Here is a 24,274-nt window from a genome sequence, read left to right on the forward strand (position 1 = left end):
ATTCATGCAAAACCAGGACATGCTCTAAATCGGCACAGGTTTGTTATGATTCACGCCCTCCGAAATGCCTGACCAGAGTAGCCCCATGTCCGACCGTAGCGTTCGTCTGCAAGCCCTTCATCAAGCCCTCAAGGACCGAATCCTGATCCTCGACGGCGGTATGGGCACGATGATCCAGAGCTACAAGCTCGAAGAGCAGGATTATCGCGGCAAACGCTTCGCCGACTGGCCGAGTGACGTCAAGGGCAACAACGACCTGCTGGTACTTACCCGCCCGGACGTAATTGGCGGTATCGAAAAGGCTTACCTGGATGCCGGCGCCGACATTCTGGAAACCAACACCTTCAACGCCACGCGTATTTCCATGGCCGACTACGGCATGGAAGAACTGGCCTATGAACTGAACGTAGAAGGCGCACGCCTGGCGCGCAAGATCGCCGATGCCAAGACCCTGGAGAACCCGGCCAAGCCGCGTTTTGTCGCCGGCGTGCTTGGCCCGACCAGCCGCACCTGCTCGCTGTCGCCGGATGTGAACAACCCCGGCTACCGCAACGTGACCTTCGATGAACTGGTGGAAAACTACACCGAGGCCACCAAAGGCCTGATCGAAGGCGGCGCCGACCTGATCCTGATCGAGACCATCTTCGACACGCTCAACGCCAAGGCCGCGATCTTCGCCGTGCAAGGCGTGTTCGAGGAATTGAATGTCGAACTGCCGATCATGATTTCCGGCACCATCACCGACGCCTCCGGCCGTACCCTGTCGGGCCAGACCACCGAAGCGTTCTGGAACTCGGTGGCGCACGCCAAGCCGATTTCGGTCGGCCTCAACTGCGCCCTGGGCGCCAGCGAACTGCGCCCGTACCTGGAAGAGCTGTCGAACAAGGCCAACACCCATGTGTCGGCGCACCCGAACGCCGGCCTGCCCAACGAGTTCGGCGAGTACGACGAACTGCCGTCGCAAACCGCAAAAGTCATCGAAGAATTCGCCCAGAGCGGTTTCCTCAACATTGTCGGCGGCTGCTGCGGCACCACGCCGGGCCACATTGAGGCCATCGCCAAGGCGGTGGCCGGTTATGCGCCACGTGTCATCCCGGATATTCCCAAGGCCTGCCGCCTGTCGGGCCTGGAGCCGTTCACCATTGATCGCAGCTCGTTGTTCGTCAACGTCGGCGAGCGTACCAACATCACCGGTTCCGCCAAGTTCGCCCGGCTGATCCGTGAAGACAACTACACCGAAGCCCTGGAAGTCGCCTTGCAACAGGTGGAAGCCGGCGCGCAGGTGATCGACATCAACATGGACGAGGGCATGCTCGATTCGAAGAAGGCCATGGTGACCTTCCTCAACCTGATTGCCGGCGAGCCGGACATCTCCCGTGTGCCGATCATGATCGACTCCTCCAAGTGGGACGTGATCGAAGCCGGCCTCAAGTGCATCCAGGGCAAGGGCATCGTCAACTCGATCAGCATGAAAGAAGGCGTCGAGCAGTTCATCCACCACGCCAAGCTGTGCAAGCGGTATGGCGCAGCGGTGGTGGTGATGGCCTTCGACGAAGCCGGCCAGGCCGACACCGAAGCGCGCAAAAAAGAGATCTGCAAACGTTCCTACGACATTCTGGTGAATGAAGTCGGCTTTCCGCCGGAAGACATCATTTTCGACCCGAACATCTTCGCGGTCGCTACCGGTATCGAAGAACACAACAACTACGCCGTCGATTTCATCAACGCCTGTGCCTACATCCGTGACGAGCTGCCGTATGCACTGACCTCCGGCGGCGTGTCCAACGTGTCGTTCTCGTTCCGGGGCAACAACCCGGTGCGTGAGGCGATCCACTCGGTGTTCCTGCTGTATGCGATTCGCAACGGCCTGACCATGGGCATCGTCAACGCCGGCCAGCTGGAGATCTACGACCAGATCCCGGCCGAGCTGCGTGACGCGGTGGAAGACGTGGTGCTTAACCGCACGCCGGAAGGCACCGACGCCCTGCTGGCGATTGCCGACAAGTACAAGGGCGACGGCAGCGTCAAGGAAGCCGAGACCGAGGAATGGCGCGGCTGGGACGTCAACAAGCGCCTGGAACACGCGCTGGTCAAGGGCATCACCACGCATATCGTCGAAGACACCGAAGAATCGCGCCAGTCGTTCGCACGCCCGATCGAAGTGATCGAAGGCCCGTTGATGTCCGGCATGAACATCGTCGGCGACCTGTTTGGCGCCGGCAAGATGTTCCTGCCTCAAGTGGTTAAATCAGCCCGGGTGATGAAGCAGGCCGTGGCGCACTTGATTCCGTTTATCGAGCTGGAAAAAGGCGACAAGCCGGAGGCCAAGGGCAAGATCCTGATGGCCACGGTCAAGGGCGACGTGCATGACATCGGCAAGAACATCGTCGGCGTGGTGCTCGGTTGCAACGGCTATGACATCGTGGACCTGGGTGTGATGGTGCCGGCGGAGAAGATCCTGCAGGTGGCCAAGGAGCAGAAGTGCGACATCATCGGCCTGTCCGGCCTGATCACGCCGTCGCTGGATGAAATGGTGCATGTGGCCCGTGAGATGCAGCGCCAGGACTTCCACCTGCCCTTGATGATCGGCGGCGCCACCACTTCCAAGGCGCACACGGCGGTGAAAATCGAGCCCAAGTACAGCAACGATGCGGTGATCTACGTCACCGACGCCTCGCGCGCCGTGGGTGTGGCCACGCAGTTGCTGTCCAAGGAACTGAAAGCCGGTTTTGTCGAAAAAACCCGCCTGGAATACATCGACGTGCGCGAACGTACTGCCAACCGCAGTGCGCGCACCGAGCGCCTGAGCTATCCGGCCGCCATCGCCAAGAAGCCGCAGTTCGACTGGAGCAGCTACACACCGGTCAAACCGACCTTCACCGGCTCCAGGGTGCTGGACAATATCGACCTCAAGGTGCTGGCCGAATACATCGACTGGACGCCGTTCTTTATCTCCTGGGACCTGGCCGGCAAGTTCCCGCGCATCCTTGAAGACGAAGTGGTCGGTGAAGCCGCCACTGCGCTGTATGCCGATGCCCAGGAAATGCTCAACAAGCTGATCGACGAAAAGCTCATCAGCGCCCGCGCCGTATTCGGTTTCTGGCCGACCAACCAGGTGCAGGACGATGACTTGGAGGTGTATGGCGACGATGGCCAGCCGATTGCCAGGCTGCACCACCTGCGCCAGCAGATCATCAAGACCGACGGCAAGCCGAACTTCTCCCTGGCCGACTTCGTCGCGCCTAAAGACAGCGGCGTGACCGACTACATCGGTGGTTTTATCACCACCGCAGGCATCGGCGCCGAAGAAGTCGCCAAGGCCTATCAGGACGCTGGCGACGACTACAACTCGATCATGGTCAAAGCCCTGGCCGATCGCCTGGCCGAGGCCTGCGCCGAATGGCTGCACCAGCAAGTGCGTAAAGAACACTGGGGTTACGCCCGGGACGAACAGCTCGATAACGAGGCACTGATCAAAGAGCAATACACCGGTATCCGCCCTGCCCCCGGCTACCCGGCATGCCCGGACCACACCGAGAAAGCCCAACTGTTCCAACTGTTGGACCCCGAGGCCCAGGAAATGCACGCCGGGCGCAGTGGTGTATTCCTTACCGAGCACTACGCCATGTTCCCGGCGGCGGCCGTCAGCGGCTGGTACTTCGCCCACCCGCAGGCGCAATACTTTGCCGTGGGCAAGATCGACAAAGACCAGGTCGCCAGCTACACCGCGCGCAAAGGCCAGGACCTCAGCGTGACGGAGCGCTGGCTGGCGCCGAACCTGGGGTATGACAACTGAGGTCAATCAGCGGGCATACCATTCGACCCAGGTAATGGTCATCTCAGGGACGTGATGACCGACCGGTTGAGGTGAAAGCGGACATTGCACCAGCCCCCCGGCTGACTGCCTGCCAGACGCTGATGCGCCGTGCGGCATACCTCCATCAATTTCTGTTTGCGGGCCATAAGCTTTTCGACTCGAACCGCCCGAGCGCTTCATAGTCCAGCTGGTGGCTATTGGCGTCCGAGCGGTAGATGACTGGTGTATGCCAGGATGTGCCGCTCGCCTAGGGTGGTACAGCGCGTCGGTGGTACTCCTGTAACGCCTTCACCGCGACCAAATCCGATTTCCTGTTGCTTCCCCATCAAACAGGCAAAAGGATTTCATCATGCCCACCCCGAGTTCCTCCACGGCCCTGAGCCAGCTACCCGCCCAGGCCATCCATGCGCATTTCGCTACGCGCCCGGCCTTGTATTCCGTGGTGTTCAATGCGCTGCGCAGCCGCATCCTGGAACGCTATCCGACACTCAAACTGGACCTGTCCACGCTTAAGCTGGCTATTCCACACCCGGAGGGTGTGTACACCTACCGACCGCTGATGGAAGTCGCCATCACCCATGTGCTCAACCCGCAGTTGCTCGACCTGCGGCCCAAACGCGAACTGGCGTACTATCTGACGCAACAGATCCCCACGATCCTCAAGCCTGATGCCCCGACGCTGATCGACATGCAGGCAATCGCAAGCATCATTGATGACCTGCCCGAATCGATTCACCTGTATTTCCAGGCGGCGCTGGCCGACTATTGGAGCGAAACCGACAGCCATGGCAGCAGCCGCTGGCAGTGGCTGGGCGAGTTTCTCAACGGCCGGATGACCGCGAGTGCCACGAGCGGATCGAGCTTGAACCCGACCCAGCAGGACATGCTCAGGGTCGTCGCCACCTGGCCGACACAGACCGAGCGTCTCCCCAAATCTTCGCCCGCCACTTATGTTTATTTTGTTGAGAACACACTCGTCAATGCCGACCAGGAAGTTCGCCTGCTGACACCCGACCTGCTGCTGGTGCGCGACAAGCAGGTGCTGCTGTACAGCGTGGCCGGGGATATTCAGGTGTTTGACGGCCTGGATGAATTCGGCCAAGCCTGGGCAACCAGCATGCAGACGCGGTTCCAGTTCGACAGCCTCACCTGGCGACGCAATGAACCCGATGGCAACGTGTTCGAGCAACAGGCCGGCCTGATCCTCAATCAGCAACTGGAAGACCTGGCGACGTTGAAGTTTCAGGGCCAGGACGAAGTGACCCTTGGGCGACGCCTGGAAAAACTCACCGATCCGGCGCTGCTGTTTACCCAGGTGCCGACAGCCGCAACGGCGACCTTGCAAAAGGTCGATGAGCACCTGCCACCGTGGCTCGCTCAAGCCAACGACGCTGACCGCTTTGCCTACCATCGCCACCTGCAAGACATGGCACAGGTGATGCGGCAAAACCAGGGTCAGGCGTTCAATGAGGGCATAGAAAACATCTACAGCTTCAGTCGCGATGCGTTGCGCAAGCAGATGCAAACCGATCATGGCGACTGCGACCCCGATGAGGTAGTGCTGGACTTTGCCGTGGCTGCCGGCTACCCAGGCGGTGCTGGCATTATCGAGCATGTGCGCATGTCGCTGACGGAACTGGCGCTGAAGAACCTCGCCGGCAAGCCTAAAGGCACACTCACGCTGTTTTCCAAAAATGCAACGCCCCTTCCAAGCTGGCTCAACGCAGACTATCTGTTGGGCAGTACCGGGCTGATCCAGCGCGTCGATATCGGCACCATGTACCCGCAAAAAATCAAAGACACCTTGTTGTCCGACACGGTTGACGCACGGCGCCGGGAAACCCTGTTTACCCGTGAACTCAAGGTCAAGCTGCCGATGCAGGCGCTGGAATACAAGATCCGCGGGCAGCATGGCGTCACCGTCACCGGTTATCGCTATGTGAAGGCGTTGATGGGCGAGATGCCCTCGGACAGGGTCGTCGACGAGCAGGAGATTGTTTTGCGCCCATTGGCCCTGTGCCGCAAACCCGGCGCTGCGCCAGATGAGGTCAATAATGCGTTTATTATCGAACCGCGTGATGCGCGTGTCGGCCCGCACCTGCTGTACCAGCCGCTGTATGCCGACGCCCTGCATGAATACCCGACCCGCCAGGCCCTGCTCGACGCACTGGCCGTACCCGGCGCGCTGCAAGACACAGTGCTGGCGTGGCTGAGCGACAAGGCCCGCCCCATCTACGAGCATGGCGGCATCAAGGAACCGCACATCATTCGCTTCCTGCCTGGGGACGAATTCAGCCTCCCTGAAAATCCGGCACCTGCGACCCTGGCCGTGGATGAAGGGGCAGGCGAATGGCTGCAATCGCAAGTCAACGGTCAACTGCTCAATCATCTGTTCGGCAGCACCGCACGGGCCCTGGTCGACCTGGCGGACCGCGAGTCGGTGTCCAACCACGAAAGCCGCTGGGCCGTGGTGATGGAAGGCGCATGGCTGCTGTTCAATACCCTGCTGTTACCGCTGGTGCAGGGCCCGGCCATGCTGGCTGGCTGGTTCCTGGTGCTGGTCAGCAGCCTGGAGCAGGATCTGGCCGGCCTGGACAGCGATAACCCCACCACCCGCGAGCTGGCACTGATCGATCTGTTGCTCAATACCGCGATGGTGCTGCTGCATGCCGCCGCGCCCGCCAATCGGTCCCAACAGCCCTTGTCCCAACCCTCCGCGCAGGAGCACGCCCTGCAACTGGAAGCCTGGCGCCGCGCGGCGGGACGGCCACCGGCGCAAGCGGCGCCACAGGTGCGCCATGGCGCCGTGGCGCTGCCCGGCGAGCCACCCGCCACCGGCCACACGGCTCTGGACTTCAGCCGCTCGATTGCCAGCCCCCGGGCCGGCGCCAAGCTGCTCAACGCGTTACTGGAAGTACGGGTGCCATGGCCTGAAACGTTGCCGCCCGTGCAGCTCAGCGGTGCGCTTAAAGGGCTGTACCGCATTGACGGGGCCTGGCACGCCAGCGTCGGCGGCCTGCTGTTCCAGGTGAGCGTGGTACCGGGTTTCAACGAGGTCTACCTGGTGCATCCGCAGCACCCGCAGCGCCCCGGCTTCAGGTTGCTCAGCGACGGCCAAGGGCATTGGCGGCTGGACCGGCATGCCAGGCTGGAGGGCGGCATGCCCAGACAAAGAGTGGCTGCGTTAATCGATCGCAAGAAACAACGGCTGGCACAACTGAACCCAATGCTGGAAGTTCATAGCCGTGAATTAACGCCGATGGCGAACCATCTGCAGCAGCTTCTTCAAGCCGTGACCATGGCGCGCACTCAATTGGCTGAACAGAAACTCGCCCTCAGAAAGGACTGGGAAATGCTCAACAACCCCGGACTGTTGCCGGCATTGCAACCCCGGATCGCCGAGCGCCATGCGCAACGCCAACGCTCCACGGCGCGCGCCAGAGTTCAATGGGATATCGCCGTCGACAATTACCGCACAAATGCGCAGGGGCTTCTAACCGGGCTGCAACAGAGCGAAGCCATGGCGACGGAAATGATGGAGCTGGACAGAACAGAGCCGACATACAAAGAGGCACGCGATAACGCGACGTCGAATATTTACAAGCACTGGTTGGCGACTTATGCGCACCAGCATCAAAAAATCGCCGACACGCTGGAGACCCCGCGCGGCGAAAGCTTTTCAGCGTTGCTCAAACGTATCGACAGGGAACTGCCCAACTACATCACTGATGGCTATGACGAATATATCAGCGCCGCAACGCAGCGACTGGAGGCGCTCAATGAACTGCTCGAGAGCGCAGAAAAATGCGAAGCCATCATGCAACAAGCCAGCCCGGCACTGCGTGAAAGCTTGTTGAAAGAGCATCCAGAATTCCAAAACATTTCCTCGCTCGTCATCAAGCAGCACATCCTGTTATCGCTGGTCGAGGTGCTGCTCAATCGCGCGCTTGACGCCGATAAACCCCAAGAGCGTCCGTTCCTGGAACTCCTCGCCGACCGCCAGATCTACGCTACTGTCAACGCACACACGGAAATGCGCACGACTGCCGGTTACTCCGAGACTGAGCAAATCAACGTACTCAAGGATGTGCTGCAGCGCTATGAAAGCCTGGAAAACGCCGTTCTCTCGCTGACGGACATGGGCTGTGCGCTGCTGCGAGAGCAGTACCGCGCGCCATTTGTGCAGCAACTGAGCGAGGACCGCACCAGCCTCGAAGCGCAATTGGCCAACTTGATCCTGGTTGAAGAACGGCTGGCCCCCAGGCCCGCCCGCGACAAAGCCAAGCGACAAAAACCGGCCAACCGACGGGTCATCAAAACCGCCGACAAGAAAAGCCTGGTCGGCGACGTGCGTACCGGCCAGGCTGATGAACCGGGCAATTACGTCGACATTGTCGACACGCTTACCGGCGCCATCGTCGCTACGTACCACGAACACGCCAGCGAAGGCGTGTGGAAAATCGTCGAGCCCGCAAGCGTGCCGACCAAAGCGCCCACGCCCGCGGCTCGCCCATTGAGAAGAATCAGGGCAGATGCCCAAGCCATCAAGGCTCAGCGCGCAGGCATTGATGCCAGCATTCGCTTCCAGCAGCGCAAACTGTTGGAGCCCAGTCAACGTGAGGAAGTCGATCCCCATGATTGGGATGTAATGTTGAGCCAGCACGCGGCCAAATTCGAAGCACTTGCCGAGGAACTCAAAAGCGCGACCGACGAACCCACCATTGACTTGAGGAACAGCTACCGCGAAGAGGCCAGAGCCGCAACAGCCCAGGCTCGGCAGCTGTGCGCCGAAGGTTACCTGCTGCAACGCCCCAAAGCCGCTAAGGTCGACTATCTGCACACTCATGGTTTTGTCGACATCAACCTGGTGAAAAAACGCGTGCCGCTGAAGGCCGGCGACTACCTCACCGAATATGTCATACGCGACAAGCGCAAAATCAAGCCCGGGCAACGGTCGGAAGATGCGGACCTGTGGTTCGCGCATTTCCATTACCGATCCGTCGAGTCGCCGGCATCAAAACCTGACTTCGGCCACTTGAAGACCCCGGCGGAGCGGCGCTTTACCCGCAAGGAACTGATTGATCAAGCCAGGGCAAACAACCGCGCCGTGATCAACCTGGACAAGGCCCTGATTGAGGCGCCGCTGGATCAGAAACTGTTCTTGATCCTGGAAGTGTAAGGTTGTTCTGATCGTTCCCTCCCGTGGGAACGATCAAAAGGCAGAGTTCAGAGGGATGATACAAGCCAGTCGCGGGCTGCCCGATTGTCTATGCTCTGTAGGACAGCCTTGCGGACGAGGGATTTATGAACGATCCAGCCAACAACAAGCCGCCGACCTTCTGGCAGATGCTGCACAGCATCATGGCGGCGGCCTTCGGTGTACAAAGCGGCAAAAACCGCGCTCGAGATTTCACCCATGGCAAACCCAGTCATTTTGTCGTACTGGGTATTGTATTTACGGCGGTGTTTGCGCTGACGTTATTTGGCATCGTCAAGCTGGTACTGCACCTGGCCGGGGTTTAATGCAACAGCAGTTGCAGGCTGAACGGGTAACGGTAGGACACGGGCTTACCCACGGCTGACAGTGCGCGGAAATCCACCGCAGGCATTGGCCCTGACAAACGTTTTGATTGGTTGGCATCAATCAGCTGGAATAACGCCTCTTTACGGTCACGCCCGCCGTAGGCGCCAATATCAAGCCCTTTGGCGTCATCATTGATCAGCACCATCGCCCAGCCGCCCAGGGTGAAATGCCCCGCGACCAAAGTACTCAGGCGCCCATCCAGGCGTGCCTTGAGGATGTCGGGCGAGCTATTGATCGCGCTGAACAGCGCGTCCTTGCCTGGCACACGACCGCTGTCTTGCAGCGCCTGCATGGCGCCCAATGCCATCTCATCATTGGCCGACCACACCAGCGCCGTCTGTGGGTAGCGTTTGAACAGTTGCGTGGCTTGTTCAAAGGCGCGCTGGCGGCTCCACTCGCCGTAGACCAACTGGCGCAGGCGCACTTCGGGGTGTTCGGCCAAGGCGCGGTGCAACCCTTGTTCACGCAACTGTGCGGCTGGCGTGTTCTTGGCGCCGGAAAACGCCAGCAGGTCCAACGAAGTGCCCGGCGTCACCGGGCCGTGGTTGCGCAACAAATCGGTGAGCATCAGGTAACCGGCTTGCTCGTCGTCGGCCACCAGGCTGCCGATCCAGCGGGCATCTTTATGCGCATCGAGCAATTGCACCTGATCGGCGGTCAGTGCGTTATTCACGATCAGCAACTTGACCCCACTGCCCTGGGCCAAGCGCAATATCTGCGGGGCGACGTATTGCTCGTTGACCAACACCAGGTAATCGGGCCGCTCGCTGCCTTGCAGTGCTTCGCGGGCCTGGGCCAAGGTGTTAGCGGCGCTGCGCTCGGAATAACGCACGCGCAAATCCAGGCCGAGGTCCTTGGCAGCGGCCTGCATAAATTGCGCATAGCTGACCCAGAAGCTTTCAGCGGACGTGCCCGGGTTGAGAAACACCACTGAGGTTGCCTGGGCCATCGCCCCATAGGCCACGCCCAGCAACCCCACACACGCAATCAGAACCTTCAGCATGGTTGTTTGTGCCTCGAATGTTGATCGCCATCATAATGGCAATGAGACAGTCAATCGAGGTTCAATCAACCTTCTTTATTGGTGGCTAACCCAGAATACGGCGGTTCCAACCACTAAAATTATCAGAAACAGAATGGCCCAGGCATCAACGGTACTGTCAGGTTTACGTGCTTTGGTTGAATTGCTCATCGCATCGCCTCTTGTCGGTTTTATAGGTGATTGCACTAAGACTCGACGACAGTAAAGATCATGATTGCCCGCATGACAAATGTGGGTATCGCGATAACGGTTCTCATTAGTCAATTTGGTTATTTACATATACTCAAACATCACTTTTGCGCATAAACGCAAACTGGTATCGTGCGCCGGCTCCGTTGGGAGTGCGCGGCCGTGCGCGCAGATTTGCCGAGAACAGGACCTATATGTACGTATACGACGAATACGATCAGCGCATCATCGAGGACCGCGTCAAGCAGTTCCGTGATCAGACCCGACGCTACCTAGCAGGTGAACTGAGCGAAGAAGAGTTCCGCCCTCTGCGCCTGCAAAATGGCCTTTATGTTCAGCGCTTTGCGCCGATGCTGCGGGTTGCCGTGCCTTATGGCCAACTGACTTCGCGCCAGACGCGCATGATGGCCAAGATTGCCCGCGACTTCGACAAAGGCTACGCCCACATCAGTACCCGCCAGAACGTACAGTTCAACTGGCCGGCACTGGAAGACGTGCCGGACATCCTGGCTGAGCTGGCCACCGTGCAGATGCACGCCATTCAGACCAGTGGTAACTGCCTGCGCAACGTGACCACCGACCAATTTGCCGGCGTTGCCGCTGACGAGCTGATCGACCCACGCCCGTGGTGCGAAATCGTGCGCCAGTGGACCACCTTCCACCCGGAATTCGCCTACCTGCCGCGCAAGTTCAAGATCGCCATCAATGGCTCGACCTCGGACCGCGCAGCGATCGAAGTGCATGATATTGGCCTTGAGCCCGTGCACAACGCCGCCGGCGAGTTGGGTTTCCGTGTGCTGGTCGGTGGCGGCCTGGGCCGTACACCAGTAGTCGGTGCGTTCATCAATGAGTTCCTGCCGTGGCAGGACCTGTTGAGTTACCTCGACGCCATCCTGCGGGTCTACAACCGCTATGGCCGTCGTGACAACAAGTACAAGGCCCGGATCAAGATCCTGGTCAAAGCGCTGACCCCTGAGGTATTTGCCCAGAAGGTCGACGCCGAGATGGAACACCTGCGCGGCGGCCAGACCACCCTGACCGAAGCCGAAGTACACCGTGTAGCCAAGCACTTCGTCGACCCTGAGTACAAAGCCCTGAGCAATCAGGACGCCGAACTGGCTGCCCTCGACCAGCAACACCCAGGTTTCGCCCGCTGGCGCACGCGCAACACCCTGGCGCACAAAAAGCCGGGCTATGTGGCCGTGACCCTGTCGCTCAAGCCAACCGGTGTTGCCCCGGGCGATATCACCGACAAACAGCTGGACGCCGTCGCCGATCTGGCCGAACGCTACAGCTTCGGCCAACTGCGCACTTCCCACGAGCAGAACATCATCCTCGCGGACGTCGAGCAGAGCCAACTGTTCACCCTGTGGGGCGAACTGCGCGAAGGCGGTTTTGCCACGCCGAACATCGGCCTGCTGACCGACATCATCTGCTGCCCGGGTGGCGACTTCTGCTCCCTGGCCAACGCCAAGTCGATCCCGATTGCCGAATCGATCCAGCGCCGTTTCGACGACCTGGACTACCTGTTCGACATCGGCGAGCTGGACCTGAACATCTCCGGTTGCATGAACGCCTGTGGTCACCACCACGTCGGCCACATCGGCATCCTGGGCGTGGACAAGAAAGGCGAAGAATTCTACCAAGTGTCCCTGGGTGGCAGCGCCAGCCGCGATGCGAGCCTGGGCAAGATCCTCGGCCCGTCCTTCGCCCAGGAAGCCATGCCTGAGGTGATCGGCAAGCTGATCGACGTGTACATCGAACAGCGCACCGAAGATGAGCGTTTCATCGACACCTACCAGCGCATCGGCATCGACCTGTTCAAGGAGCGCGTCTATGCAGCGAATCATTAAGAACAACGAAGTCCTCGACGAAACCTGGCACCTGCTGCCCAAGGACGCGAGCTTCGACGGCATCTCCAACTGTGACGACCTGATCGTGCCGCTGGCCCTGTGGCGTGAACACGGGCACGCCCTCAAGGCCCGCGACGGCGGCCTGGGTGTGTGGCTGGACGCCGACGAGGAAGCCGAAGAGATCGGCGACGACGTGCAGCACTTCCAGGTGATCGCCCTGAACTTCCCGGCCTTCACCGACGGGCGCAACTATTCCAACGCGCGCCTGCTGCGTGACCGTTATGGTTACAAGGGCGAACTGCGTGCGATTGGCGATGTGCTGCGCGACCAGCTGTTCTACCTGCGCCGTTGCGGGTTCGATGCCTTCGCCCTGCGCGCCGACAAAGACCCGTATGAAGCGCTGGAAAGCCTCAAGGACTTCTCGGTCACGTACCAGGCTGCCACGGATGAACCGTTGCCGCTGTTCCGTCGCCGCTGAGCCTGCTGCTGTGAAAAACCCTGGCTTGCCAGGGTTTTTTTATGCGCGGCGTTTAGTCGGCCCCGTGACGCAATCTTCACATTCAAGGGTGAACATCCGCGGTGTTCGAACTGTCCTCTACTAATCAGCAGCCTTTAACCTCACTGACGATTGGAGTTCTTCATGGCGAAAATCAACCTGGCCCAGCAGTTGGCGACCACCCTTGAACAGGCGGGCATCAAGCGCATCTGGGGCCTGACCGGCGACAGCCTCAATGGCCTCACCGACGCCCTGCGCACCATGGACAGCATCGAGTGGATGCACGTGCGCCACGAAGAAGTGGCCGCCTTCGCCGCCGGCGCCGAAGCAGCCGCCACTGGCGAGCTGACGGTATGCGCCGGCAGCTGCGGGCCGGGCAACCTGCACTTGATCAATGGCCTGTTCGACTGCCATCGCAACCATGTGCCGGTGCTGGCTATCGCGGCGCAAATCCCCTCCTCCGAGATCGGCTTGAACTACTTTCAGGAAACCCACCCGCAGGAACTGTTCAAAGAGTGCAGCCACTTTATCGAGCTGGTCACCAACCCTGCGCAGATGCCCCAAGTGCTGCACCGCGCCATGCGTTCAGCGATCCTCAACCGCGGCGTGGCGGTGGTGGTGATCCCAGGCGATATCTCGCTGCTGGAAGTCGAAGACAAACTCAAGCCCTGGCCGGCCCTGCACGCACCGCGCACTTTGCCGGCGGAACAAGACCTGCAGCGCCTCAGCGAGATCCTGCACAGCAGCGAGAAAGTCACCCTGCTGTGCGGCAGCGGCTGCGCCGGCGCTCACGACCAGGTGGTAGCCCTGGCCGATGCTTTGGGCGCGCCAGTGGTGCACGCCTTGCGCGGCAAGGAGCATGTGGAGTGGGACAACCCGTTTGATGTGGGCATGACCGGCCTGATCGGCTTCAGCTCCGGTTACCACGCAATGCTCAACTGCGACACGCTGATCATGCTCGGCACCGACTTCCCCTATCGCCAGTTCTACCCGACCGACGCCAGGATCATCCAGGTCGACCGCAACCCGCAGGCGCTGGGCCGTCGCGCCACCCTGGACCTGGGCATCGCCGCCGATGTTGGCGAGACAATTGACGCGCTGTTGCCACGCCTGACGCGCAAGGCCGACCGCAGCTTCCTCGACACCTCGCTCAAGCACTATGAAAAAGCCCGCCAAGGCCTGGATGACCTGGCGCAGCCATCGAAGGCCGACCGGCCGATTCACCCGCAGTACGTGGCGCGCTTGCTCAGCGAGCTGGCCGACGACGATGCGATCTTCACCGCCGACGTCGGCTCGCCCACCGTCTGGGCTGCGCGGTATTTGAAGATGAACGGCAAACGCCGCCTGATCGGCTCGTTCAACCACGGCTCGATGGCCAATGCCATGCCACAAGCCATTGGTGCACAGGCAGCATTTCCTGAACGGCAGGTGATCTCGATGTCCGGCGACGGTGGCTTTGCCATGTTGATGGGCGACTTCATCTCGCTGGCGCAGTTGAAATTGCCGGTGAAGGTCATTGTGTTTGATAACTCGTCACTCGGGTTTGTCGCCATGGAGATGAAAGCCGCCGGTTACCTGGACACCGGCACCGAGCTGAAAAACCCGGACTTTGCCGCCATGTCCAACGCCATGGGCATCCTCGGCATTCGCGTGGAGCAGTCCGAAGACCTGGAACCGGCCTTGCGCCGCGCCCTGGCCCATGACGGCCCGGTGCTGGTGGACGTGGTTACCGCTACCCAGGAACTGGTGATGCCGCCGACCATCAAGCTGGAACAGGCCAAGGGGTTCAGCCTGTATATGCTCAAGGCGGTGATGAGCGGGCGTGGCGATGAAGTGATCGAACTGGCGCGCACCAACTGGTTGCGCTGAGCCTCAGTGCCAGCGAACAGCGCCGTAGCGGACCACCACCTGGGTGACGACCTCGACCAGGCGCGGGTCCGCCTCCGGGGCGCTGAACAGGCGGAACTCGGCATCGGGCAACGCGGGCAAGCCGTGTTCGGCGCCGAGTATCGCCAAGCCCGGCCCGACCTGGCTCTGCGCCATCGGTGCAATCGCAAACCCGGCCGCTGCGGCGGCATGCAGCGCCGCGTAACTGCTGCACTGCATGGCGCTGCGCTGGGCGATGCCCGCTTGGGCAAGACGCGTCAGCGCCGCCTCGCGATACGGGCAAGGCTCGGGAAACAAGGCCAGGGGCAACGGGTTCGGCAAGGCTACGAGCGGCTGCCCGGACCAGGCCCACACTAACGGCTCACGCCATAGTGCCAAACCTGGCTCACTGGATTCGCACAACGAGCCGACCACCACCTCCAGCTCACCCTGCTTCATCAAACTCAACAACGAACCGGGAATGCCCACTTGCACGCTGATGTGCATGCCAGGGTATTGCGCCGCGACGTTTTGCAGTTCACGTAACAGGCGCGCATCCGCGAACTCCTCCGATACGCCTACGCGCAGGTTGCCTTTAATCGCCGAGCGCGTCAGCTCGGCCCAGGCGTCCCGGTTCAACGCGAGGATGCCACGGGCATAGGCCATCAGCCGTTCACCATCGGGCGTCAATTGCTGGGACCGGGTGGTGCGGGTGAGCAAGGGTTTGCCCACCTGTTCCTCCAGGCGGCGCAAATGCCCACTGACGGCCGACTGGGTCAGGTGCAGGCGCTCTGCGGCGCGGCTGAAACCGCCCTCATCGACCACTGTGACGAAGGTTTTGAGCAACAAGGCATCGAACATATTCTGATTTGTGATCAATAGATGATTTAAATACGATTTATATTTCAATGCTCGCTATGTTGCAATGCCCAGGTCAACTTTCCCGAGGCCACCATGACCACACTCCTGCACATCGAATGCTCGCCGCGCAAACAACGCTCCGCGTCCCTGGAGATCGCTCGTCAGTTTATAGCTCGCTATCAGCAGAACGCCCCGGACACCCAGGTGGTGACCCTGGATTTATGGGCGCTGGAATTGCCGGAGTTTGCCGGACCGGTGATGGACGCCAAATACGCGGGCATCGCGGGTACGCCGTTAAGCGCAGAACAAAGCGCTGCCTGGACGACACTCACAGCGCTAGCGGCTCACCTGCATCAAGCTGATGTGCTGGTGTTTTCGGTGCCGCTGTGGAATTTCGCGATTCCCTACAAGCTCAAGCACTTTATCGACGTGGTATCACAGAAGGACGTGCTGTTTGAGTTCAGCCCGGAGCATGGAGTGCGGGGGTTGTTGCATGACAAGATCGCGGTGAATGTGTATGCACGGGGGATGGATTTTTCGGCACCTGGCGCGCAGGGGATGGACTTTCAGAAGCCCTATATGGAGGCGTGGCTGGGGTTTATCGGGGTGACCGATGTGCACTCGCTTTATGTGGAAAAGACTATTTTGGGGGCGGAGGTGGATCAGGTGTCGCGCCTTGAAAGTGCGGGGATGGCGCTGAAGCTTGCTGATCGATTGGGGTCGGCTGGGGGTTAGGGCCTGCAGAGCCATACTCGGTCAAGGGTGGGAGCTGGCTTGCCTGCGATGGCATCAACCGGGTGTACCCGACACTCCGAGGCGTCTGCATCGCAGGCAAGCCAGCTCCCACAGAAAAGCAGACCTCCAGTGGATGCACATCCGCTTTCGCTTTTGATCTAACCACTCAGGTCGGCTTTCAGGCCGCCGTGCTCTGCCAAGGATGGCCCATCGCGGCGGCCCACGGATTCAAGCCTTCGTTCTGGCATGCCGAGCCCAAGCGAGGCACCGAGTGGTGGGGCGAGGACCTTTTGGTTACTTTTGACTGGGCCGGCATTCCGGTCCTTGCAAAAGTGACCCGCTGTAAAAGCGGAACCAATAGCAGCCGTTACCTAAATAACGGATATACACCCAAACACCACGGCCCTACCCCGCCATCAGCCCAACTGTTTCTCAACCCACTTACCATAGGCATCAATAAACGCCTGCAAGAACGGCCGGGTCTTCTCCGACACCTTACCCGCCTCATCAAACACGCTCCCCGCCCCACCCAGATACGCCTCGGGCTGCTGCATACACGGCACATCCAGAAACACCAGCGACTGACGCAAATGATGGTTCGCCCCAAACCCACCAATGGCCCCCGGCGACACACTGATGATCGCCCCAGGCTTACCCCCATAGACACTTTGCCCATAAGGACGAGACCCAACGTCAATGGCATTCTTCAACGGGGCCGGCACGGAGCGGTTGTATTCCGGTGTCACAAACAACACCGCGTCGGATGAGCGTACTTGCTGACGGAAAGTACTGTAGGCTGCGGGCGGCGCAGTACCGTCGATGTCTTCGTTGTAGAGCGGCAAATCGCCAATTTCCACAATGTTCAACTTGAGGTTGGCAGGGGCCAGTTCGGCCAATGCCAACGCGACCTTACGGTTGATCGACTCTTTTCTAAGGCTGCCAACCAGGACGGCAATCGTATAGACCTTGCTCATTGAGGTTTTCCCGACATCTGACTAAAGGAGCCTTTAGTTATAGAGCCTTCGTGACGCGTTAACCAGCGGGTTTTGATAATCCCGAAGCTGTTTGCCACGCACTCACCAGCGTAGGAAGCGTCTGAAAACATCAACGAATAGTATTTTTTTCCCATAGGTAAACTACCCCGCTCCATGACGGTCTACAGAACCGCAAATCGAGTGTTTATCTCCAGAGGTTCTAAACAGATGGCTGCAGTACTTGTCGGACAGTTCCATGCCAGAGACGCGGAAGGACGCGTGTATTCGGTGCATGAGTTCCAGGAATCCAACCCGGCGCAGGACAGCCAGGCTGGCTCGACGCCTACCACCACCTACAAGCTGGCCATTGGCGACCGTGTAGAAAAATTGGAAGGCGATGAATTCAAATTGATCCAGTCGGGGACTATTATCGTCCGCGAATCGCAAACCACCCTCGCGTCATAAGATCCCGCCTTATCGACCTGCTCAGTCCTGGCCATTACTGGCGTTGACTGGGCCGGGGGATCACGGCCGGCGCATCTGCGTTACCTCCACGTCCTGCTCACCGTCCAGCTGCTTGAGCGTTACCAGCAACCGCCCCCGCTCCCCTTCAACGGCATACAGCGAACGCTTGTAGCCCGGCGTGCCGTAAGCGGGATACGCCACCACCTGCCTGACCAGCGCAATCTCCAGCACAGCCCCCACCTGCTCGCTCACCTGTTCCTGGGAACGGATAAACGCCTCAAGGGCGTGGTTTTCCGGGGTGCGTTCGTCTTGATTATTGAGGAGATAAGCAGCCACGCAGCCAATGGTCACCAAGACCAGCAGCTGTTTGGCCCTTACCCCGAAAAACGTCGAGGGTAGAGGCATGTGAGACCAGACCTGTTGTTGTTTTAAGTGCCGGGTGAGCGGCATTGGTCGTTGATGATCAGATGCGTCATTCTAATCAGGTCGATGGGGAATGCCAGGTGATTCAGTGGTCGCCGTAGGTAATATCCTTGTTATCGCCGACGCCGCCCAGGGTTCGGTCCTTGCCGAATGAAAACAGGTCGAAGGGGGTGTTGGGCTGGGTCGCCGGGTAGTGGTACTGATAGGCAATGCCCCAAGGGTCGGTCAATAACTCATCCTTGACGTAGGGTCCTTTCCCATTGGCTGATGCCGCAGGTTGCACGGTCAGCACCTCCAGGCCCTCCTCATCCGTAGGATAGCGGCCGGTATCCTGATGGAACTGCTCGACAGCCTTGCCCAGCTCAGCCACCTGCGCCTTGGCAGTGGCGATTTCCGTCAGCGTTACATCCCCAAACAAGCGCGGCCCCAGCGCCAAGGCCAACAAGCCAATAATGACCAGCACCACCAGCACCGCCCAGCGCGTGAAGCCGCGCTGGGTGAGTATTTTTCCGCTTAAGCGACTTGATGGCATGTTGAGGCTCCCCTTTCCCTCGATTGATACACTCGTTGTATACCCTGCCCGTGACAGTGACATACCCACTAACGGTAGCCAACACTCACCCATGCCTGTGCTCTTTTTTACCCAGGCATTGAAACCCCATCGCACTGAACATAGACTCCGGCGATGCGTTTACGTCATATCGAAGTGATTCAGGCCATCTTGCAGACCGGACATCTCGGCACCGCCGCCGAATGGTTGCAACTCCCCGTGGGCGATGTGGACGCAACCCTCAAGGACGCTGAGCAGCAATTGGGCTTCATGCTGTTCGCCAGTGTGCGCGGGCGCTTGCAAGCGACGCGCGAAACCCTTGAGCTGCAGGCTGAAATCGCCCACCTCTATGAAGCGCTGGAGCCGTTGCAACGCCTGGCCGGGCGCCTCAAACATCATCACGCCCCGCCCTTGCGCGCCTTGTGCACGCAGCCCTTGGCTAACCAATTGTTGCCGCAAAGCCTGGCTATGCTGCGCCGGCGCTTTCAGGACACACCGTGCACCCTGTCGAGCCAACCGACCCGGGAGATCGTCAGGAGCCTGCTGCTGCGCGAAGCCGACGTGGGCCTGAGCCTGCATGATCCGCAGCACCCACAAATCCAAAGCACCGTACTGGCCCAAGGCAAGCTGCAACTGCTCGCGCCCCATGGCTGGCTCAAACCCAAGCAAAAGTACATTGCACTGCAGGACCTGGCCGGGCAGTCAATGATCGGGCTGGAAGGTCACGACCCGCTAAGTCGTCTGCTGGACGCAAAACTGCAAGCCCTGCGCCCACTGCCGTTGGTGCAGACACGGGTGCAGACCTACCAGATGATGCGCAGCATGGTGGAGGCCGGAGCGGGTCTGGCGATTGTCGATCCGTTTACCGCCTTCGGCGCGCGGGAAGCTGGGCTGGATGCGTGCCCGTTATCGCCGCCGATGCCTGTGGTCCTTTACGCATTGACGTTGAAGGAATCTGAACCTGCTCCGGCGTTGAATGCACTGTTGGAAATCGTCGCCGACAAGGCCGAAACCTTGCTGACCGTTACTGCATCCACCTGACCCCGCCCTGCGCACCATCTAGTGCGCTTTCACCGACATAAACTCTAAAAACTCCCGCTGGAACCTTGTTCTAGAAGCGTCGCACTCACAGAAGCAGAAAGCACAGCCGAGTGCTTTCCACTGGACGACATACTCTAAACAAGGAAGCGTTTTCTATGACTACCCTCCATTCTGTCCTTACTGATCGAGCCCTTCAAAACCCTGCCAGTCTCAACCCACCGCAGGACGCCGGTGCGTTAACTAGCGCTCAACCGAATTCGATTGAAGCCTCAGCCAACGATGCAACCCCTGGCACCCTGGACAACCCGGCAGCGCTTAAAAAAGCTTTTGCCGATCGGTGTAACTGGGAAACCCTGGCGGCAAAACTGCGCACAAGCCTGGAAGAACTGCACGCCGCCTTCCCGCCCCCCCTTTCCAGTGAGCAACAAAGCCTGCTCGAAGGCAGGCTGACGTCGCACTGGAATAGCACCTCAATACCGGTCTGTGAAGGCTCCAGCTACTATCAAAAGCACAATCTGGCGCCGACCAGCATCGTCAAATTGGGCACATACCTCAGCGGCAGCGACTTGCCCCTGCCCAAAACCCTGAACGCGTTGCAGGCCCTTTATCAGCTAGCGACAAAGCACGTTCAGACCCCGCCCCTGGGCAACTTCAGCGGCGCGCTGTCCTGGCCGATCCCGCTCTCGGCGCAAGACAAACAAGCTATCATCGACCTGCTGAACGCTCCTGACTCAACGCTGCCGGAACTGCCACTGACTGATCCCAAAGGCGTGCTGGGCTATCTGTTGTCCGCGTGCGAGTTGTCCAGCAATGATTTCAAATTCACCAGCAGCGCAGTAGAAACGCTGCTGGGATCGGCCAAGGCGCAAGCGCTGGGCCAGGCCATTCAAACCCGGTTGGGCGGCATTGCAACGAACACCAGCGTCAATGACTATTTGTTGGCTGCGATTCATCTGGGGCTGAATCCCCAATCCGTGGGCACTCCGGCGCGTAACCGCGTTGCCGGCTTTGATCTTGGGCAACGCCAGCATTGGTACCGACCGGCCACGGTCGTCATCGAGGGTTTGAGCCGTCATCTGGTGGCAACAGGCCGAGCCTCTGCGGCATCGGCTCAACTGGCGGCCCGCATGTTGTTGGCCCACTGCGCCCCTGAATACCTGGTCAAGGACATTCCGGCGAGCGTGACCTACGGCAGCATTCCCTGGACACAGTTGACGATCGCCGCCGCCAAGCTGGAAGCTGAATCGCCGGGGCGCACACTCACAATGACCTACAGCGAAGTGCTCGCCGCCGCAGAGGGCATCGACATCGGCACACCGCTCTCGCAGCATATCCATCGCGAAGCGTTGCACAATTGGGGTGAAGTCAAAGGCTACTTGAATGCAGGCACGACGCCCGACGACACGCAGATGCACACTGTGCAAAGTACCTTTAGCGCCCAGCAGCAAACCTTGCAAGACATCAGCCGGGCACTCGCAACCCCCATCCCGATGCGTGAAAACCTGGGAATGGAACTGCTCAGGGAGAAATTTCCAGGCATATCCGATGAGGTCTTCAAGGCGAAAAACCTCACGAAAGCCCGACTGATCGAAGGACGCCCCGGTCGCTTCCCCGGAACATATTCAATGCTCGATGTCGTCATGCACGGCGACAAAGTCAATAATGATGACAGCGAACATTGGGTCACCAATGACAAACGCATCCCCATCAAGCAATTTTGCGCGCTTTCCGATAGCGGCGAACTTTCCGTCGCAGACACCTTTACCCAACGCTACACATCGGCCATAGCAGAGTTGGAAAAAGGCCACTCGGGGATGACCCAATACCTGATTTCGACGGTGCCACCCGAAGATAAAGAAAACTTCGATGATGGAAAACTCGAGTTTTTTCATACCGACAGCTACCTCATCGGCCTCGATTTCTCGACCAAAAGCCTGATCCAAAAAGGCCATACGCTGGATGTGAAAATCACCCGTGGGGGACAGGTCAATATTTACCGCATCGATACACGCGCCGGGACCATTTCCAAACACAATTACCTGGCTCACATTTACTCGCCACCCTACACCCGGCTCGATAATCGAGACGCCAACACACTGCATAGAACCGTACGATTCAACCCGTTCGAAGACGAACATGCCGAGCAGGCCAAGGAAAAGCCGGCGACCACAGTAACACCACAGGTCTTCGATTCAGACCGCACCCGCTACATCGCCAAAATACTCACCAAACGCATGGACTTGCAGGGCGATGAGCTACTGCAACATGCCCGAGGAACAACGTCTTACGACAAAACCAGTGCCGCCAACAAGACCATCGGGGAGTTTTTCCTGAATATGATCCCGTTCAGGTCTGCGATTGTTAACTTCACGCAGGGCAATATCGGTGAGGGTTTGCTTGACCTTGGCATGGACGTGATCGGTCTGGTGACTCTGGGCGCCGGCAAGGCAGCACATGCGAGTAAAGCCCTCGCCAAAGGCGTGGCCGGCCTCAAGGGTGCAGCAAGAACCGCCCGGTTTCTGGGTACCGTCGCAATCGACGCGCTCAACCCGTTGGGCGGTGCGGGCGATTTGCTCAAAGGTATCAGCCGCTGGACCTGGTCCAAGGGAAAGAGCGTATTCAATACCCTCAAGGGCGCCAGCGGCAGCTACGACGTGCTCAAAGCCGCCAGCACACAGCATGGCTTGGTTGCCATAGGCACCTCCAGGGTTGCTGGTGAAATGCTGGAAGGTGATGCGTTGTTCCAGGGCGGCAAATGGTATGCCTTCGATGCAACCAAGGGGCGTCCCTACGGTTCACCGTTGAAAGATTTCCAGCCTGCGGCGGCGGCGGCCGGTGAGAGCGTCAAAGTCTTTGATAGAACCTCGCTGCTTGAATATGAGGCCATCGTTTCCCCGGACCTGCTGCAGGTTAAAGGCTTGCAGGCGAATATCTACGTCGGCCCGAACAACAAAGAATATATAAAAGTCAACGGCAAGCTCTATCAGTCCACCATCAAGGATGGCCAGCGGGTTATCCAACACCCCAGTGCCGCCCGAGACAACATTGTGGTCCGGGACCTGGGCAGCGCCGGCTGGGAGCCTCGCGCCACTGCCAATCGCTTATTGGGTGGTAACTCCCCGTCACCCTGGAAACTCGATGAAAACACATACGTCGTACCGGTAGACGACGTAAAAATAACCACGGGTTCCTCATACCCCTTCACCATCAATTACCGAGGCATGAACTATGTCACCACCTTTGATACCAAGGTGGGTGCCTGGATGGCCGGTTCGGGTAACGCCAACGGCGTCACCACCGAGTACTTCTGGAGAAGCGCAAAGAACAAGTGGCAGATGGGACCCTTGGAGGAATATAAAAATGCCCAGAAGATCCCCGAGCACAACTTCAGGTTTATCGATGCAACCCCACCGGCTATCTTGCAGAAGTCCAGCAATATCAGGCCCATCCCAACCAACATTCACTACTTCTGGGCCGGCGGCGAAATACCCGACAAGCTGATCAAGAATATCGCGACCAACGCCGAAAAAATGCCCGGTTTCAAATCCATTGTGCACGTCGACGCCGACACGCCAGAGTTGCTGCAGACCATCAAACTCAAGCTGGAAAAGGATGCGCCCGGCGTCACCGTCATGAATTTGCATGAAGAAGACTTTTTCCAACCCTTGAAGAACACCGAACTGTATGCCTACTTCCGCAGAGGCCAAGGAAAAAACCTTGCCGCCACTTCCGATGTAGCTCGCTATCCGTTGATGAATAAATATGGTGGCATTTATCTCGACACCGACGACACCATCAAAGGCGCGGTGGGATCCGCCGGTTTGAACGCGGGTGACTCGGATATGCTGCTCAGCAAACCAGTCGCTCACAAAATCACTGACTACAAACCCTTCTACAACACCAGTAACTTCGCCACGCAACCGGATAACCCGGTGGTCACCGAAATGATCGCCGAGATGAACCGGCGCTTCACTGAAAACAAAGCGTATTTTGCGGCCAACCGCCCGAAACTTTCCAGAGAGGTCAACGGCGGGTTCACCTACACTTCAGATTTTCTGGAGTACGAAGGCAAGATCTTTGAGACCGTCGGCCCGAACCTGCTTGACGATGTACTGAGGTCCAAGCGACCGGACATTTACGATGCGGGATTCGATGGAATGAGCAAAGAAAAAATGCAGCAGGTCAAACATGGCGCGGTGCCCGGTATACCGTTCAGCCTGGAAGACGACATTCACCAGTACTACGCCAATAAAGGCCTGAGTGAGCCTGATGGGCTAAAACAGAGTCTGGAGCAAGCCAAGAAGCACTACCGCTCACTCCGTGACCAGTTGCAGGTTACCATTGGTACCGAACATTCGTGGATCGATTCATGACTTAG

At 59.2% G+C, this 24,274-nt stretch carries 15 protein-coding genes; 10 read left to right on the plus strand and 5 right to left on the minus strand.

Features of this window, described 5'->3' with window-relative positions; all coding sequences use genetic code 11:
• Positions 1-85: 85 nt before the first annotated feature.
• The 3 genes from metH to HBO23_RS25855 all read left to right on the plus strand — a co-directional run bounded on the left by metH (position 86) and on the right by HBO23_RS25855 (position 9,340).
• Positions 86-3,796: a methionine synthase gene (gene metH, locus HBO23_RS25845; protein ID WP_170040251.1), complete on the plus strand. Its 3,711-nt coding sequence runs from the start codon at positions 86-88 to the stop codon at positions 3,794-3,796.
• Between the two features lie 370 nt (positions 3,797-4,166).
• Positions 4,167-8,996 carry a DUF6543 domain-containing protein gene (locus HBO23_RS25850; RefSeq protein WP_170040252.1) on the plus strand — a complete coding sequence of 1,610 codons (4,830 nt, stop codon included), beginning with the start codon at positions 4,167-4,169 and terminating at the stop codon, positions 8,994-8,996.
• Between the two features lie 125 nt (positions 8,997-9,121).
• A complete protein-coding gene (locus HBO23_RS25855; RefSeq protein ID WP_017136917.1) occupies positions 9,122-9,340 on the plus strand; it encodes a DUF2970 domain-containing protein in 219 nt (72 codons plus the stop codon).
• Here the strand turns inward: HBO23_RS25855 and HBO23_RS25860 are convergent.
• The gene (locus HBO23_RS25860; protein WP_017136918.1) at positions 9,337-10,404 is read right to left on the minus strand and encodes an ABC transporter substrate-binding protein; all 1,068 of its coding nucleotides are present in this window, start codon (positions 10,402-10,404) and stop codon (positions 9,337-9,339) included. The two genes, HBO23_RS25855 and HBO23_RS25860, sit on opposite strands and share 4 nt — an antisense overlap.
• A gap of 422 nt (positions 10,405-10,826) precedes the next feature.
• Here HBO23_RS25860 and HBO23_RS25865 point away from each other — a divergent pair, with 422 nt between their 5' ends.
• The 3 genes from HBO23_RS25865 (at position 10,827) to poxB (ending at position 14,850) form a co-directional block, all read left to right on the plus strand.
• Entirely contained in the window at positions 10,827-12,485 is a 1,659-nt protein-coding gene (locus HBO23_RS25865; RefSeq protein ID WP_017136919.1) for a nitrite/sulfite reductase, read from the plus strand.
• Positions 12,469-12,963 carry a DUF934 domain-containing protein gene (locus tag HBO23_RS25870; RefSeq protein ID WP_017136920.1) on the plus strand — a complete coding sequence of 165 codons (495 nt, stop codon included), beginning with the start codon at positions 12,469-12,471 and terminating at the stop codon, positions 12,961-12,963. Before HBO23_RS25865 ends, HBO23_RS25870 begins: the two co-directional genes overlap by 17 nt.
• Before the next feature lie 162 nt (positions 12,964-13,125).
• Positions 13,126-14,850, plus strand: coding sequence for a ubiquinone-dependent pyruvate dehydrogenase (gene poxB, locus HBO23_RS25875; RefSeq protein ID WP_170040254.1), 1,725 nt, complete (start codon positions 13,126-13,128; stop codon positions 14,848-14,850).
• Between the two features lie 3 nt (positions 14,851-14,853).
• Here poxB and HBO23_RS25880 read toward each other — a convergent pair whose 3' ends face one another.
• Entirely contained in the window at positions 14,854-15,708 is an 855-nt protein-coding gene (locus HBO23_RS25880; protein WP_017136922.1) for a LysR family transcriptional regulator, read from the minus strand.
• Positions 15,709-15,801: 93 nt separating this feature from the next.
• Between HBO23_RS25880 and HBO23_RS25885 the strand changes: the two genes are divergently transcribed.
• The gene (locus HBO23_RS25885; RefSeq protein ID WP_169987674.1) at positions 15,802-16,443 is read left to right on the plus strand and encodes an NAD(P)H-dependent oxidoreductase; all 642 of its coding nucleotides are present in this window, start codon (positions 15,802-15,804) and stop codon (positions 16,441-16,443) included.
• Positions 16,444-16,859: 416 nt separating this feature from the next.
• Here the strand turns inward: HBO23_RS25885 and HBO23_RS25890 are convergent, their stop codons facing one another.
• Complete coding sequence (locus HBO23_RS25890; protein ID WP_170040256.1) at positions 16,860-17,417, minus strand: NAD(P)H-dependent oxidoreductase; 558 nt, start codon at positions 17,415-17,417, stop codon at positions 16,860-16,862.
• 228 nt (positions 17,418-17,645) lie between these two features.
• On the opposite strand from HBO23_RS25890, the gene HBO23_RS25895 reads away from it, so the two are divergent.
• Positions 17,646-17,882 carry a hypothetical protein gene (locus HBO23_RS25895; protein ID WP_017136925.1) on the plus strand — a complete coding sequence of 79 codons (237 nt, stop codon included), beginning with the start codon at positions 17,646-17,648 and terminating at the stop codon, positions 17,880-17,882.
• A gap of 60 nt (positions 17,883-17,942) precedes the next feature.
• Here the strand turns inward: HBO23_RS25895 and HBO23_RS25900 are convergent, their stop codons facing one another.
• Together HBO23_RS25900 and gspG are read right to left on the minus strand one after the other, a co-directional pair.
• Positions 17,943-18,287, minus strand: a complete 345-nt coding sequence (locus HBO23_RS25900) for a hypothetical protein (protein WP_026013696.1) — start codon at positions 18,285-18,287, stop codon at positions 17,943-17,945.
• Between the two features lie 103 nt (positions 18,288-18,390).
• Entirely contained in the window at positions 18,391-18,837 is a 447-nt protein-coding gene (gspG, locus tag HBO23_RS25905; RefSeq protein ID WP_169987670.1) for a type II secretion system major pseudopilin GspG, read from the minus strand.
• 153 nt (positions 18,838-18,990) lie between these two features.
• On the opposite strand from gspG, the gene HBO23_RS25910 reads away from it, so the two are divergent.
• Both HBO23_RS25910 and HBO23_RS25915 read left to right on the plus strand, forming a co-directional pair.
• Positions 18,991-19,896 carry a LysR substrate-binding domain-containing protein gene (locus HBO23_RS25910; protein WP_099549128.1) on the plus strand — a complete coding sequence of 302 codons (906 nt, stop codon included), beginning with the start codon at positions 18,991-18,993 and terminating at the stop codon, positions 19,894-19,896.
• A gap of 155 nt (positions 19,897-20,051) precedes the next feature.
• A complete protein-coding gene (locus HBO23_RS25915; RefSeq protein WP_170040258.1) occupies positions 20,052-24,269 on the plus strand; it encodes a glycosyltransferase in 4,218 nt (1,405 codons plus the stop codon).
• Positions 24,270-24,274: the final 5 nt, after the last annotated feature.

It is taken from the genome of Pseudomonas sp. WS 5532 (assembly GCF_012985445.1).
Classification (GTDB): domain Bacteria; phylum Pseudomonadota; class Gammaproteobacteria; order Pseudomonadales; family Pseudomonadaceae; genus Aquipseudomonas; species Aquipseudomonas edaphica.

What these genes read in the sequence shown, in the direction of transcription:
- metH (WP_170040251.1), top strand. Translation starts at nt 86, where the DNA reads ATGTCCGACCGTAGCGTTCGTCTGCAAGCCCTTCATCAAGCCCTCAAG.
- HBO23_RS25850 (WP_170040252.1), top strand. Translation starts at nt 4,167, where the DNA reads ATGCCCACCCCGAGTTCCTCCACGGCCCTGAGCCAGCTACCCGCCCAG.
- HBO23_RS25855 (WP_017136917.1), top strand. Translation starts at nt 9,122, where the DNA reads ATGAACGATCCAGCCAACAACAAGCCGCCGACCTTCTGGCAGATGCTG.
- HBO23_RS25860 (WP_017136918.1), bottom strand. Translation starts at nt 10,404, where the DNA reads ATGCTGAAGGTTCTGATTGCGTGTGTGGGGTTGCTGGGCGTGGCCTAT.
- HBO23_RS25865 (WP_017136919.1), top strand. Translation starts at nt 10,827, where the DNA reads ATGTACGTATACGACGAATACGATCAGCGCATCATCGAGGACCGCGTC.
- HBO23_RS25870 (WP_017136920.1), top strand. Translation starts at nt 12,469, where the DNA reads ATGCAGCGAATCATTAAGAACAACGAAGTCCTCGACGAAACCTGGCAC.
- poxB (WP_170040254.1), top strand. Translation starts at nt 13,126, where the DNA reads ATGGCGAAAATCAACCTGGCCCAGCAGTTGGCGACCACCCTTGAACAG.
- HBO23_RS25880 (WP_017136922.1), bottom strand. Translation starts at nt 15,708, where the DNA reads ATGTTCGATGCCTTGTTGCTCAAAACCTTCGTCACAGTGGTCGATGAG.
- HBO23_RS25885 (WP_169987674.1), top strand. Translation starts at nt 15,802, where the DNA reads ATGACCACACTCCTGCACATCGAATGCTCGCCGCGCAAACAACGCTCC.
- HBO23_RS25890 (WP_170040256.1), bottom strand. Translation starts at nt 17,417, where the DNA reads ATGAGCAAGGTCTATACGATTGCCGTCCTGGTTGGCAGCCTTAGAAAA.
- HBO23_RS25895 (WP_017136925.1), top strand. Translation starts at nt 17,646, where the DNA reads ATGGCTGCAGTACTTGTCGGACAGTTCCATGCCAGAGACGCGGAAGGA.
- HBO23_RS25900 (WP_026013696.1), bottom strand. Translation starts at nt 18,287, where the DNA reads ATGCCTCTACCCTCGACGTTTTTCGGGGTAAGGGCCAAACAGCTGCTG.
- gspG (WP_169987670.1), bottom strand. Translation starts at nt 18,837, where the DNA reads ATGCCATCAAGTCGCTTAAGCGGAAAAATACTCACCCAGCGCGGCTTC.
- HBO23_RS25910 (WP_099549128.1), top strand. Translation starts at nt 18,991, where the DNA reads ATGCGTTTACGTCATATCGAAGTGATTCAGGCCATCTTGCAGACCGGA.
- HBO23_RS25915 (WP_170040258.1), top strand. Translation starts at nt 20,052, where the DNA reads ATGACTACCCTCCATTCTGTCCTTACTGATCGAGCCCTTCAAAACCCT.